Annotated in this window: 10 protein-coding genes and 1 tRNA gene; 5 read left to right on the top strand and 6 right to left on the bottom strand. The window is 50.3% G+C overall.

Translation table 11 applies throughout. The features are described from left to right. Positions 1 to 44: 44 nt before the first annotated feature. The 3 genes from OCV80_RS08940 (at position 45) to OCV80_RS08930 (ending at position 4,580) form a co-directional block, all read left to right on the top strand. On the top strand, positions 45 to 674 hold the full coding sequence (locus OCV80_RS08940; RefSeq protein ID WP_158629686.1) for a TetR/AcrR family transcriptional regulator: 630 nt from the start codon (positions 45 to 47) through the stop codon (positions 672 to 674). 332 nt (positions 675 to 1,006) lie between these two features. Beyond that, a complete protein-coding gene (locus OCV80_RS08935; RefSeq protein WP_256264210.1) occupies positions 1,007 to 2,767 on the top strand; it encodes an ABC transporter ATP-binding protein in 1,761 nt (586 codons plus the stop codon). Positions 2,768 to 2,780: 13 nt separating this feature from the next. Then, positions 2,781 to 4,580, top strand: a complete 1,800-nt coding sequence (locus OCV80_RS08930) for an ABC transporter ATP-binding protein (protein ID WP_256264209.1) — start codon at positions 2,781 to 2,783, stop codon at positions 4,578 to 4,580. A 227-nt stretch (positions 4,581 to 4,807) separates the two neighbouring features. Here OCV80_RS08930 and OCV80_RS08925 read toward each other — a convergent pair whose 3' ends face one another. The 5 genes from OCV80_RS08925 to OCV80_RS08905 form a co-directional block, all read right to left on the bottom strand. Beyond that, the gene (locus OCV80_RS08925) at positions 4,808 to 6,985 is read right to left on the bottom strand and encodes a UvrD-helicase domain-containing protein (RefSeq protein WP_439720398.1); all 2,178 of its coding nucleotides are present in this window, start codon (positions 6,983 to 6,985) and stop codon (positions 4,808 to 4,810) included. 409 nt (positions 6,986 to 7,394) lie between these two features. Further along, positions 7,395 to 7,476: transfer RNA gene (locus OCV80_RS08920), tRNA-OTHER, on the bottom strand. Positions 7,477 to 7,601: 125 nt separating this feature from the next. After that, a complete protein-coding gene (locus OCV80_RS08915; protein ID WP_119311356.1) occupies positions 7,602 to 9,206 on the bottom strand; it encodes an AAA family ATPase in 1,605 nt (534 codons plus the stop codon). Between the two features lie 71 nt (positions 9,207 to 9,277). Further along, a complete protein-coding gene (locus tag OCV80_RS08910) occupies positions 9,278 to 9,484 on the bottom strand; it encodes a helix-turn-helix domain-containing protein (RefSeq protein ID WP_119311357.1) in 207 nt (68 codons plus the stop codon). Continuing rightward, complete coding sequence (locus OCV80_RS08905; protein WP_119311358.1) at positions 9,485 to 9,826, bottom strand: hypothetical protein; 342 nt, start codon at positions 9,824 to 9,826, stop codon at positions 9,485 to 9,487. Positions 9,827 to 10,086: 260 nt separating this feature from the next. Between OCV80_RS08905 and OCV80_RS08900 the strand changes: the two genes are divergently transcribed. After that, positions 10,087 to 11,421, top strand: coding sequence for a hypothetical protein (locus OCV80_RS08900; RefSeq protein WP_119311359.1), 1,335 nt, complete (start codon positions 10,087 to 10,089; stop codon positions 11,419 to 11,421). 56 nt (positions 11,422 to 11,477) lie between these two features. Here the strand turns inward: OCV80_RS08900 and OCV80_RS08895 are convergent, their stop codons facing one another. Further along, positions 11,478 to 13,934, bottom strand: a complete 2,457-nt coding sequence (locus tag OCV80_RS08895; protein ID WP_119311360.1) for a zinc-ribbon domain and TM2 domain-containing protein — start codon at positions 13,932 to 13,934, stop codon at positions 11,478 to 11,480. A 149-nt stretch (positions 13,935 to 14,083) separates the two neighbouring features. Between OCV80_RS08895 and OCV80_RS08890 the strand changes: the two genes are divergently transcribed. After that, positions 14,084 to 14,422: a helix-turn-helix domain-containing protein gene (locus tag OCV80_RS08890; protein WP_158629688.1), complete on the top strand. Its 339-nt coding sequence runs from the start codon at positions 14,084 to 14,086 to the stop codon at positions 14,420 to 14,422. The last annotated feature ends 1 nt before the right edge of the window (position 14,423 follow it).

The raw sequence follows: 14,423 nt of genomic DNA, 5'->3' as shown, positions 1-14,423 counted from the left end.
GCAGGGCCGGGGGTTTTGGATCAGGCAGAAGGAGGATATGCAGCATGACGCAGAAAGAGCGCCAGGAACGCAGCAGAAAAGAGATTTATCAGGCCGCCCTAGAGGAGTTCGGGACCTACGGCTACGACAAGGTCAACATGGAGCGGATCTGTGGGAACCACGGGATCTCCAAGGGCATGATGTACCACTACTACTCCAATAAGGACGAGTTGTTTTTACTGTGCGTCGAACGCACTTTCCAGGAGCTCAGGGCCCATGTGGAACGGGATATGGCCCATCTGTCAGGGGAGGATACGGCAGCCGCAGTCAAAGATTTCTTCATGATCCGGGAGCGCTTTTTCCAGCTTCATCCCCAGCAAAAGCTCGTTTTTGAAAGCGCCATGCTCCGTCCGCCCAAACATCTGGCCGCGCAAATTCAGGCCCTGCGCGCACCGATGCGGCGCTTGAATCAGGAATTTATCGAGGGGCTCATAGACAAAATGCCGCTGCGGCCGGATTTGAAGCCTGAAATGGTGACCCGCTATTTGGAAACCATCGAGTCTCTTTTCCAGAATATGATTGTGAGTTATCAGGGCGGACATCCCGCGCAGGATTTCCATGCCATGCTGGAAACCGCAGGCGAACTGCTGAATATGGTCCTATTTGGGATTCTTCGCCACGCAGATCCGGCATGATCTCCGGTTCGGTGGATAACGTGATCTTTGCCGCGGCACTCCCCTATCTCTTTGGAATGCGGCTGCTGTACCCGGGCTTCAGCAAACTTGTCAGCTCCTTTAATCTGAAGCGGCCGGAGGGACTAGGCCGGGGCCGGTGCACCGCCTTGGTTCTTCTATTGGCAGCGGGCGGATTTTTCCCGGTCTGCGCCCCTCTCCGGGCTGTCCGCACCTCAGCATCCTCAGCGGGAGCCTGCTGATCTTTCAGGATGCGGCCTCGATCCTGTGCGCCTGCTTCTCCGGCCGGTTCTGGCGGCAAAACAGCAATTGATGATACCACAAGGAGGATTTATATGCTGAAATTACTTCGTAACCTACGGCGGCAGGAGTGGGCCATGGCCGCCGTGTGCGCAGTGCTCATCCTGGGGCAGATTAATTTCGATCTGGCGCTGCCCGACTACATGAGCAGCCTGACCGTTCTGATTAAAACGCCGGGGAGCACCCTGTCGGACATCCTGCATACCGGCCTGGAAATGCTGGGCTGCACCCTGGCCAGCGCGGTGCTGTGCGTCATCTGCGGCTATCTGACCGCCAAGGTGGCTGCCGGGTTCAGCTTTTCCATCCGGGAGGCGGTGTTTCATAAGATCGCAGACTTCGGCCAACAGGAGATGATGACCTTCTCCGTCCCCAGCCTCATCAACCGCACCACCAACGACATCACCCAGGTGCAGATGCTGACGGCCATGGGCCTGCAGATCCTAATCAAGTCCCCCGTCATGGCAGTGTGGGCCATCATCAAAATCGTGGGCAAGAGTTGGACCCTCTCCGCTATCACCGCCGGATTTGTGGCCGCCCTGCTGGTGATGATGGCGGTCATCATCGGCGTGGTGGTGCCCCGGTTCCGCCGGGTGCAAAAGCTCACCGACCATATCAACCTGGTGGCCCGGGAGAACTTGAACGGTATCAATGTTGTCCACGCCTACAACGCTGAGGACTACCAGAACGCCAAGTTCTGGAAGGGCAACGAGGAACTGATGCGCACGCAGTTGTTCAACCAGCGGGCCTTTGCCTTCCTGATGCCCGGCGTCACCCTGGCCATGAACGCATTGTCTCTGGTGATCTACTGGGTGGGTGCCTCCATCGTGAACGCCGTCCCTGCCGCGGACACCGCCGCACGGCTGGCCGCCTTCAGCGACATCGTGGTGTTCGGCACCTACGCCACCTACGTCATCATGTCCATTATGATGATGGTCATGATTATCATGATGCTCCCGGCGGCCCAGGTGTCCGCCCAGCGGATCAATGAGGTGTTGGAGACCCGGAACAGCCTGACTCAGGGCGCCCGCATCGATGCCCTGGAAACCGGTACTGTGGAGTTCCGGGACGTCTCCTTCCACTATCCCTCCTCGGACAAGAATGTCCTGGAGCACATCACCTTCCAGGCCAAGCGGGGGGAGACCGTGGCCTTTATCGGCGCCACCGGCAGCGGCAAGACCACTCTGGTCAGCCTGGCCGCCCGGTTCTATGATGCCACGGAGGGCACTGTGCTGGTGGACGGGGTGGACGTTCGGGACTACACCTTCGACGCCCTGTATGACCGCATCGGCTATGTAACTCAGAAGGCCATCCTGTTCTCCGGAGACGTCCGCGGCAACGTGCTGTTCGGCGCCAGCCGGGGCAAGGATTCCGATGCGGACGTTCAAAAGGCTCTGGAGCTGGCCCAGGCCAGCGAGTTTGTGGACAGGATGCCCGGAGGCATCCATGCCCCCATCGCCGAGGGAGGCACCAACGTATCCGGCGGCCAGAAGCAGCGGCTCTCCATCGCACGGGCCCTGGCGAGGCGCCCGGAGATCCTGGTGTTCGACGACTCCTTCTCCGCCCTGGACTACCGGACGGATACCAGGCTCCGTGCCGGCCTGGACCGGGAGCTGAAGGATACCACTCGACTGATCGTGGCTCAACGGATCGGCACCATCCGGAACGCGGACAAGATCATCGTTCTGGACGAGGGGAGGATGGTGGGGATGGGTACCCACGAGGAACTGATGCAAACCTGCCCGATCTACCAGGAGATCGCCCGGTCCCAGCTCTCCCAGGAAGAGCTGGGGGCTTAAGGAGGAAACCAAGATGCCAAAGATGATGCAGAACAGAATGTGCGCGCCGGGAAAGAGCAGGCGCGGCATCGGCGGTGTGCTCAGAGAACTGTTCACCTATTCCAACAAATTGAAAGCGCCCTCTGTTGCGGCCTTTTGCTTCGCCGTGGCCGGCGCAGTGCTGACCATCATCGGCCCCAGCCTGCTCAGTCGGATCACGGACCTCATCTCCGACGCCCTGGACGGGGAGATCGATCTGGCCGCCATCGGCCGCACCGGCGTAATCCTGCTGGTGATCTACGGCTTCAGTGCCGTCTTTACCTATGTGGAGCACTTCATCATGGCTACGGTCACCCTGGAGCTGTCCCGGGATATGCGGCAGGACCTGTCCCGAAAAATCAACCGGGTGCCCATGAGCTACTTCAGCAAGGTGTCTTATGGTGACATCCTCAGCCGCATCACCAACGACGTAAGTACTCTGCAGCAGGCCCTGGCCAACAGCCTGCCCTCCATGATCAGCGCAGTGGCCCAATTCCTCGGCTGTCTGGTGATGATGTTTGGCACTGAGTGGCGTATGGCGCTGGCAGCCATTGCCGTCACGGCACTGGGCTTCCTCATCATGGCTGCGGTGATGCTCCGGTCCCAGAAGTACTTCACCGCCCGGCAGGAGAACCTGAGCACCCTGAACGGCTATATTGAGGAGATGTACTCCGGCCACGACGTGGTGCGCCTCTCCCGGGCCAACGAGCAGGTAAAAGAGACCTTCGGCGGGATGAATGCCGTTCTGTACGACGCAGAGTGGCGCAGCCAGTTCCTCTCCGGCATCATGCAGCCCCTGATGACTATCATCGGCAACCTGGGCTATGTGGCGGTCTGCGTCCTGGGTTCCGCCCTGGCCATGAGCGGAGAGATCTCCTTCGGCGTCATTGTTGCGTTCATCCTCTATGTGCGGCTGTTCACCTCTCCCCTGAGCACCCTGGCCCAGGGCATGACCCAGATGCAGACGGCGGCAGCCGCCGGCGACCACGTCTTCGACTTTCTCCACGAGAAAGAGCTGCCCGATGAGACCGGCAAGCGCCCCGAACTCTCTCCTGTGCAGGGCGAAGTCGAATTTGAACACGTCCGATTCAGCTATCCGAATCATCCGGATAAGATCATCATCAAGGACTTCTCTGCCCATATTCAGCCGGGGCAGAAGGTGGCTATTGTGGGTCCCACCGGAGCGGGCAAGACCACGATGGTCAATCTGCTGATGCGCTTCTTTGAGATCAACAGCGGAAACATCAAAATCGACGGCGTGCCCACCTCTGAAATGACCCGGGAGGGCGTCCACGACCTGTTCAGCATGGTACTCCAGGACACCTGGCTGTTTGAGGGGACTGTCCGGGAAAATCTGGTCTACAACAAGACCGGGGTCACGGACCAGCAGCTGGAGGAGGCCTGCCGGGCCTGCGGCATCTATCACTTCATCGAAACCCTGCCCCACGGCTTTGATACCGTGCTGGATGACAGCATTGCCATTTCCTCCGGGCAGAAGCAGCTGCTCACCATCGCCCGGGCCATGATTCAGGGCAATCCCATGCTGATTCTGGACGAGGCCACCTCCTCGGTGGATACCCGCACAGAGCTCATCACCCAGCAGGCCATGGACCGGCTGACGGAGCACCGCACCAGCTTTGTCATCGCCCACCGGCTGTCCACCATCAAAAACGCCGACCTGATTCTGGTGCTGAAGGACGGCGATATCATCGAGCAAGGCACGCACAAGGAACTCCTGGCCAAAGGCGGCTTCTACGCTGACCTGTACAACAGCCAGTTTGAAAAGGCCTCGTGATCCCAGGAAGAGGGGGGCGGCTGCGATTTGGACAGTATGGAAAATCAGACTCCGCCGTGCTGAAGCGAAAAGAACAGCTCCCGCTTTTCAAGCCATTCCTTTGAAAAGCGGGAGCTGTTTCCCTTTCCGGAGAGCCTGGTTTGCTTTGGAGGCAGGGCTCCTTCCACCCGGGCCCCCCAATGATCGGCATTGCAGCAGGAGCCCCCGTCCATCCCTCCCAGGATTTGTCAAATCCGTTCCAGCTTCGCCCGGAAGGATATCTTTCGGGGCGTCTCCATCTCATCGAACTGTACCACATGAGCACCCTTGTCCATGTCCACATCCAGCACCGTACCGGAGCCGAACAGAATATGCTTCACCCGCTGCCCCACGGAGAATGCCATGTTCCCGTCGGTCTCCGGCAGATAGGTCTGGCTGTGGCCGATATAGTCCCGGGCCGCCCGGATCAAGCCCTCCTCCGGCGGCCGGGTGAAGGCCAGGAGATTGCGGTCGATGTCCAGAAGAAAGCGGGAGGGATACCGGGGGGTGCCGTCGAAGTTCCGTCCGTCTGCCTCGGAGATGTACAGTCCCTTCTCCGCCCGTGTCAGCGCCACAAACGCCAGCCGCCGCTCCTCCTCCATGGCCTGCTGCGTCCGCACCTTCCGGGAGGGGAAGATCCCCTCATTCATGCCGCAGAGGAACACATAGGGAAATTCCAGGCCCTTGGCGGCGTGAACGGTCATCAGCCTCACCTTGTCTCCCTGCTCCGCCGTGTCGGCATTGGTGAACAGAGCCACATGGGCCAGATAGTGCTCCAGGGTGACCTCCTCCCCGCAGGTGGTCTCGTACTCATATACCGACTGCTTCAGCTCCGCCAGATTGTCCAGCCGTTCCTGGCTGCCCTCGGTGCGGAGCATCTTCTCGTAGCCGCTCTCATTGAGGAGGGCCGAAAGCACCTCGGACACCGGTCTCCCCCCATATCCGGCGGCAAAGGACTCTATCAGGCCGACAAACCTTCCGGCGCCTGTTCCTTTGAAAAGTGGGTCCTCCAGATTGTCCTGCAGCGCCTGATACAGGGAGCGGCCCTGCCTCTCTGCGTACTCCTGCAAAAATGCCATCCGCCGCTTCCCAAGATTCCGCTTGGGGACGTTGACGATCCGCCGGAAGGAAAGGTCGTCCTTGTAGGCAATCATCCGCAAGTACGAGAGGGCGTCCTTGATTTCCATACGGTCAAAGAACTGGACGCCGCTGTAAATCGTATAGGGGATCTTCTCTCCCAGCAGGACTTCCTCCACCGCCCGGGTCACATAGTGGGCCCGGTAGAGCACCGTCATGTCCCGGTATGGCGTGCCCGCCTCGTGAAGCTCCTTCATCTCCCCCGCTATCCATTCGGCCTCCGCCTCCTGGGTCTGCGCGAAGTGGCAGATGACCGGACTGCCGGAGGGCAGCGTGGGCTGCAATTCCTTTTTGATACGAGTCCGGTTCTTGTCGATCAGGGAATTCGCGGCAGAGAGAATCTCCGGCGCAGAGCGGTAGTTCTCCATCATTAGAATCGTTTTTGTCCCCGGAAACTTCTTGTCAAAGTCCAGCAGGTACTTCACGTCGGCGCCCCGCCAGGTGTAGATGGTCTGGTCCGGGTCTCCCACGATGAAGAGGTTCTTGTGGTAACCACACAGAACCTCCATCAGCTCGTACTGAAGCTGGTCGATATCCTGGAACTCGTCGATCATGATGTACTCCAGCCGCTGCTGCCACTTGAGCCGAATGTCAGGATGCTGCTGGAAAATATACAGGGAGAACTTGATCAGGTCGTTATAATCCAGTCCGAAACACTTCTTCTCCTGATACAGATAGCCGTAGAAAATGATGTCTGCCGGGGTGTCCGCCTGGTCATACTTCTCCTTCAGCGTGTCCAGAGGCATGGCGATCATATCCAGATAGTAGTCCGGACGCTTGAACAGCTTCTGCATCTCGACCATGTCCCGGGCTGCGGAGAAGGTCATATCCCGCAGCGTCAATCCCCGCTCCTCGTAGATGATTTGGAGCATAGCGTCGATGTCCGCGTTGTCCAGCACCAGAAAGCTTTTGGGATACTGGACGGCGTAGCTGTCCTCCTGGAGCACGGAGACGCAGAAACCGTGGAAGGTGTTGATATAGCCCGTGTCATTGTCGCCGGTGAGGATGTGGATGCGCTGGCGCATCTCATTTGCGGATTTGTTGGTGAAGGTGACGCAGAGGATATTTCCCGGCAGGATGCCCAGCTCGTTCACCAGAAAGGCAAAACGATGGGAGAGCGCCCTTGTCTTGCCGGAGCCGGCTCCGGCAATGACACGGACAAATCCTTCGGTTTCGGTCACAGCCTGGCGCTGGGCAGCGTTGAGGCCGGAGAGCAAATCGGTCATCGTGGCGTCCTCCCTGTCGAACATCTGTTTCTTCCATTATATCAGAACCCGCAGATGTTCTCAACCTCTTCTGAAAAATCCATCAGATCTCCTATGGCTGAGGATTGGCATACGAAGAACAGGGAAGAAGGATGCAGACATTCAAATTAACCGCAGGTATAGGGAATCCTTGTGCCGCAAATCACACTTATTTCAGGCCAAGTTCACAAATCATATCTTCTGCCTTAGAAAATTCTTTTTTGGACCATATTTCAGTGGCATAACAGGAATTTGACCTCTATCATTTCAATGTTTTGTACTTTGCCGGTAGCATAGGTGCTTAATACAAGAAAGTATGAACCCCTTGCAATGCAAGGGGTTCATACTTAAAATAACCCTGCCTGACCCAAAATAACGCCAAGCATTCGCCCAAATCAGGCAGGGTCATTCATTTTGGCGCAGCGGGAGGGATTCGAACCCTCGTGCGATTGCTCGCAAACTGATTTCGAAGGATAAACAGAATCCCATACCGCCACATCGAGCCGTTCTAGGTCAATTAAAATGTGTTGTTTTGCTCAAAAGTCGCACCTTTTTCTCTGATGCAGAGGAATATTCATGTAGCATCAAAACGAGTGAGGGCACCATTTGGGCACCATAAGCATCAACCAAAAATCAGCCGTTCTAGTTGTTGATATACTTGGGTATCCGGTGTTATTAATGGTGTAATTGTGTCACGAATAATTGCTTCACCATTATTTCCACACGCTGTAAGTCCAAGCAACTTTTTGATGTTGGTTACTATATCGTTGCTAGCAGATTTAATATCATCCGTGGCATTTCCTCGACTAATGCTAGCATTTATCGCCTGTTGCTTTATTGTAAGGGCACTATTTTCCAACTCTGCTTTCCCAACTGTAGCGCACCATTTTTTGATTATTTCATCGTCCAGTAAATAGGATTCAAGGTGACGCCTATCCAGCACCTTAATTCCCTTTTCAGAAAGTTCTTCTACTTCATTTTCACTTCGATCATCTCGATCAATAATTCGAATGACATTGGTGTTCGGGACAATAGCTTGTGTTAGCCCAATTACCTTTAGTTTGTCTTCCTCGATGTCGTTGCAGCCTCCTAATGAGTAGAACACAGTGCTCGGGTGAGTTGTGCTGAAAATATTTGCATAGCACTTTGCATCAAAGTCTTTCCGTTTCCTGCCCCTAGTAGTCCCTTCGCAGAACACTACTGTTTCCGGGGCAAGTAAGGTAGAGTAATTTTCTAAAGTCAAAGATAGAATTCTATTCCACAAATTATGTGAAACGGGAGAAGGCATAATCTGAACTACATCATCAAAATCAAATCCATCAAAATTTAAGAATGCAACACTTCCCGGACATTCGGCTTCAAGTTCTTTGGCTTTATTTAGCATACCAAGTGAATGCGTAGCAATCCATAACTGACCATTTGCTCCGATCAGAGTGTAAAGTTCACCTAAGAGTTTTTCCTGTAATGCTGTATGCATATGGGCCTCTGGCTCGTCGATACAGAAAATGGTGTCTGGATAGTATTTTTGCTTAATGACCAAGTCTAATATCAAATCAAACGCCGCTTTTTCTCCTCCAGAGAGATTTTTATAGGAGTAATTTTTGGAAACCCCTTTGTCAAAAAGGAAGTCGCCATTTTCTGTGGGATTTCCCACACCAGAAAGAGTTAAGTCACCAAAAAGGCGAGTTAGAGATTCTCGAATTTTTCCGATTAATTCATCACGTAGTGTGGCTACCGATTTCTCGTTGTATGATGTATCATATACACATTCAAGCGTCTTAGAAATCAAACGATGGTAGTTTTTCGCAACCTCCTGATCGTTCTCTATCATCATGTTTTTATTTGCAATTGCTGTAGGCGCTTCCACCGCCGATATACCTTTGATAGCTAGAGAAGGGTCATTCCGATACGCGGTTCGAAAATAGAAAATCGAATGGTTTTTATTGGTATCCTCACCATCATAATCATAAAATGATAAATCAACTAATTTGTTTGAATTTTCATAACCATCTTGCCCTACTGGAGTTTTATTGCAGTAGCTTTGGTCTGTGGGGAGGCCGGTATATCCTTTCCACAATTGCCAAACCTTAAATGCATCAAAAACGGAACTCTTACCACATCCATTCGGTCCAACAAGTACAACCAATCGAGCACTTGAGGGAATAGCTGTTATAGTCAAATCTGTGAAACGTTTAAACTTTTTCAGATGAATTTCTTTGAGTTTCATATAAGGATGCCAACCTTTCTACAGGTTTTTTCAAATTATAGCATATTCTTAAAGAAACAGCAAGGAACGTGTCACCGGACACGTTCCTCTTTTACTTTGATTCTGGCGCTTTCCAATATGTATTCCTTGATAGCCAGCTTTGGAATACGCCATACACGGCCATTCCGAAACCCCTTGAGCTTACCGCTGTTTAGGAGATCGTACATAGCATTGTAGCCCATTCTCAGGGCTTCACAGGCTTCTTCTACTGTCAGAATATCAGGATATTCCTCTAACATTCATTCCACCTCCTGCACCGAAAGATGGGCTTCACAGCGGGGACAAGCGCTCAAATCAAGCGAGCAGGAGTCACATAAACAAGTAGGAGCCTTGGGCGGCGACTTGTGGCGCTTGGGGTTCAGCGTCCTTTGGTAGAGATCCATTTTCTCAATTTGCTGCATGACTGCCGGCTCTGATCTGCCAACAGCAAAGGCGATTTCAGAAATGCCGTAGCCTTCTTCAAACATCATTTTTACAGTTCGCTTTTCATCGTCCCGCCAAAACTCACCTTCGTGATCGAAGCGAATCGTGCCGTTACGGTGGCGGCGAATCATTTCACGTTCAATTTCAGGACTCATCATGGTTTTTCTCTCCTTTTTCAGATTGATTTACCATGATGTTCCTTTATTACGCACAAAAATCTCAAAAAATCTGTGGAGCGAAAGATAAGGACATTTATTGTCCATGCCGTGTGCTATTCTCTAATCAGTCTGATCCGTTGCGCAACCATCGGCTTATTCTCCTGCCTATGTTGTCAACAGGTCCGGTTAGGCGGCGGATGTTCGTGATTGTGGCACGACTCCGCCGCTGTTTTTCCTTAATACACTGAAAGGAACAGCCTATGAATATATTATTATCCCTCAAGAAATTCTCCCACATTGGCTATTACATACATGAAGCCCGAACAAAAGCCAAAGAAAGGAAAAAGCACCATCGAGATCGCCTGAACCTGTCGAATGACCAAATCAAGTATTTGGATAAGGTCGTTATTCCGGAAGGGTGCTCCTACCAAGTTAATGACCACACTTTTTCCAGCATAGACAAGGCTTTAGCTTATTGCAAGCGGCTGTCCATTGAACGATGCAAAAAGATATGGGGAGCCGGAATTCCCATCAGTATTACCAACCCGAATGCACCCAAGATATTTGATTGCGCCTGTTTGCCTGCTGGACTGCTTGTAAAGGACTCCAAGGACTTTCTATGTCGGTATGCTCCTGTCCGTATCATCATAATTGCTGTAGATCTGAGCGAGGTTTACACGGAATATTTTGATTTGTATGAAAGCGATATTTTCTCCAATGAACACCTCTATGACTACGGACTTCTTTACGGCAATTATCCTGTCTATCAGGAAACCGAGCTTTGCCTAAGCAAATTTAGCGAGCAGTACACCAAGCAGATCAACACGCCTTTTGTCCCAGAACCCGCCTTTGGTGATCCGTCCAAAGAATATACCGGGCTGATGGATGTTCATATGGCCTACGATTGCTATTCCGTGGAAGTGCTCTCTGACGGCACTGTCTATGACGATGGGAACTACGCATTTCCTTTGGGGGCCATTCCAGTATCTACATTTGTGAATATCGGCAGCGCTGGCGTGTATTGCAAGTGCTGGAATCTTTTTTGGGGGTGCTCCCGCTCCTTTGAGGTCAATGGCAAGGAACATTCTCTTTTCCGCTCTGCGCTGTTGGCCTGTAAGCAGTCCGAATTACCTGTTGGAAAAGAGTTCTATACCATCATCATGCACCAGAAAGAAGCAGACGGCATCATACCAGCAGATTCACTCCCGGTTTCCCTGCGGGACAGCTATTCAGTTATGACTCCCCACGCAAAAAAGAGGGTGTTTCATATTTCGCCCCAATTTGACGAGATATATTGGGAAACATTTGAACTGGCAGATTCGAGCGGAAATATCCGCAACTTTTGCTATGACCACTGGCTTTTAGATCATAACTGTGAATGGAACGTCGGAGATATCTGTAAGACTACCTATTGGGGAAAATCCCGGTGGGGCAATCCTTGTATGGATAGAGGTATCAAAATTACATATCTCCCAGATGCTAAAACCCCATACTATGGTAGAGGTGATTTGGAACTTTATTGCAAGATTTCTGTAGGGAGCAACAGTCTAAACATCCCTCTTTCCACACTCATTAAGCCATCTTCCACAGAATGAAATAGCAAGTGAGAGTGACGAGACTTTTTGTGTTCTCGTCACTCTCACTTGTTTGATTATTCTTTGCTCACTTGTTTTTTGTGTTTAATGGCACGTTTAGAATATTTTTCGACTTTGGCTGCTTTTGCGACAAAGAAGAATATAGACTCGCCGAACAAAAATAACTGCCAAAAAGATACTGCACCTGGAACGACGAATATACCCAAAAGTGTAATAGCCAAATAAACTATTGCTCTTACAGGTTTATTGAGATAAAACCATTGTGCGCCTACAAGTCCCAGAAAAAGGGTTAGCAGTCCGGCCACCGCCTTGCTCTTTGGAGCCATTGTTTTACTCTGAGTTTTTTTGATAGCGGAATTTGACGGAGTTTTTTTGTTTGCAGTATTACCAACAAAAGAGGCGTTTGTTTTAGATTGTTGTTCAGCTTCCTTGGACTGAACTGGTTCCGCCTTGGCTTCTTCCGCTACATTAGTGGTTTGCGTTTTTTCGCCTGCTTTGGGACATGGGGAAACATCTGAAATTTCTAATGGCTTTTTATCCATTCCAACAGCAGACTGGGCCTCAATTGAGGCTGGGCCTACTGTTCCTATAGACGTCGAAGACTTTTTTTCATCAGATGTTTCTTCAGCCTCGGATTGAACCTTCATTTGAATATTTTCCGCAGTAGCCTTTTCGGCAGCCGTTGCCAATGGACCAGCTACAGTTTTTGCGTTCTCAGATAATCCGTATGCAAAAGCAATGGTTGAAAAGTAATGTGACATACTGGGGTTCTGTGGAATATTTAGTGCTTTGCTCCCTTCTCTATAGTAATTACCTAATTTGAGCGCCGCAAAGGGCTCCAATTTTTCGGCGGCCATCTTTATCATTTCGATACCCTGTTCGGAGTCGTTAATTGCACACATCCATCTACCAATATCTCCAATCGCTAAAATATTACCGGCATCGGCAAATATTTTGGCTTCACGGAAGTATTTACTCTTATCTTCTTTGTGTCCTACGGATTGCCATCTCCAAGGGGTATAATCTAAAACTGTGTGCATAAGAAAGGCAACTAAGTATTCCGCAAATTTATTGCCACTGTTTGCACGCTGTATCAATGAAGTCATCTTTTCACGAACGGCATACTGTTCTCCACAAGCTGGATTAGATAGCTTATAGTAGTAGAGTTTTAAGGTAATCATGGCCTCCAAATCATCACATTCAGCCATATCCCACAGCAGATTTTCCTTTCCTGCGATTATCATCTCGGCAAGTTCTTTCTGCTTTCCCTTGATCTGCTTTTCCAGTGCTTGTGCCTTGCTCGTTCTTTCAGCTTCTTTTTCTATCTCTATTGCTTTCTTTTCCAAAGCTTTGACATAGGTGGCTACATTCAAGTACGGATTATCCCTTGCGAGCGTTTCATAACTTTCTATCTTTTTCCGGATTTCCTCAACTGTTTTCTCTGGTTCGGTCTTTATTGAGTCAACAATCTTTTTGTCTGCGCTCAGAAGGGATAATTTATAATTTCTCTCGTTACCAAAGAACTTGGCCGCAGAATGAATATCCGATTTCCTCCCGGTAAAAAGATTATAGAGGTGAACGTAAAGAATGGTGGAATATGGCGCCTGTTGTATGCAATCGCATAAGATATCTATAGCTTTTTCAACATTTTCAGCGGATGCCTGTGATGCAATTCTTGCAATATAGTTTTTAGCCCTTGCATTTGCGGCAGCTTCATCGAAATCATATTCATCAATGAGATCATTTTCAATCAGCAGTTTTTCTACACAATAAAACACTTTTGTGCTGAAATCGTAAACGGTATCAAAGAGGCACGTTGCCACTCTTGGATCAATAGCAAGCTCCTGTTTCATACCACTTATCTTTGCTTTGTCGCTTGCTTTCGTAAGGGTATCCCCGATACCATGAAATGCCCCTGCACCAATGTTGAATGCTCCTGCAACAATTGCACCTTTGACCGCTCCGGTGACACCAAACCCGCCACCTTCCCAATGACCTCTGCTTGCTTTTTTTATATCTCTATAGTCTCCCAAATTTTCTGCATAGCGCTGAATTTCCCCAGCTTTTGCATATATGTATCCCAGAGACTCTTTGATGTTGCCACTCTGGACCACCATGTTTGCCAACATGGTGTCATCAATGTCATCAATGCCGTATTCCATAAGAACGTCAACACCGAAACGAACGGCAGAGGTGACCTTTTGAACAACCTCGGGGATTTCTTCATCGAAAAGGCCCACAAATGTGTGCTTTCGGCTCTTGTAAAACTTGATATATTCCTCTTCAAGACTTTCGGCCTTTTCAAAAAAACGCTTTCTCAGTGTATTGTACTCCAAAAAACGAGGAGAAAAGAAAAGTTCTCGACCAAGTAATTCAAACTTTACATCTGGTTCTACTATATATTCTTTGGCTTTATCGGCAGTTTCGTCAGAATATCGTGTTATATCTGCGCCACAATAAGGGCAAAGATTGAAGTCATCGTTTAACTCTTTTCCGCAATTATAGCAAAACATAATGCGATCCCCTTTGCAAGTTTCTTGTCAGATAAGTATAGCGTAATATCGTCATAAATTCAATGATTTATGACGATATTTGTAATCTAACGATTTTGCGATGTGCAGGGTACAATAATAAAAACCCCTCGTGAGGGAGGATGTGCCTCGTGCTTAAATTTGATGTAACAAAGCGAATAAAGGATCTGTGCAATGCGTATTCTTGGACGTATTATCGATTGGCCAAAGAAAGCGATATTACCTACTCCACCTTGAGCGCTATGTTGAACAAAGGGACTATTCCGTCTATTCCTACTCTCGAAAAGATATGTAAAGGCTTTAATATTTCTCTATCGCAATTTTTTGCCGAGGACGAATCAGTAGCCCTAATGACTTTTCCGCAAAAAGAGTATTTGGCCCGGTGGGAGACTTTAACACAGGAAAACCGAATGTGCGTAGACAAATTTATTGATTTTTTAAAAGCAAAGCAGAGCGAAACGGATAGATGAA

This window comes from Oscillibacter acetigenes (assembly GCF_025567605.1).
Classification (GTDB): Bacteria; Bacillota; Clostridia; order Oscillospirales; family Oscillospiraceae; genus Oscillibacter; species Oscillibacter welbionis.
The sequence above is the reverse complement of the archived record's forward strand: the minus strand, read 5'-3'. Positions and strand labels throughout refer to the sequence as shown.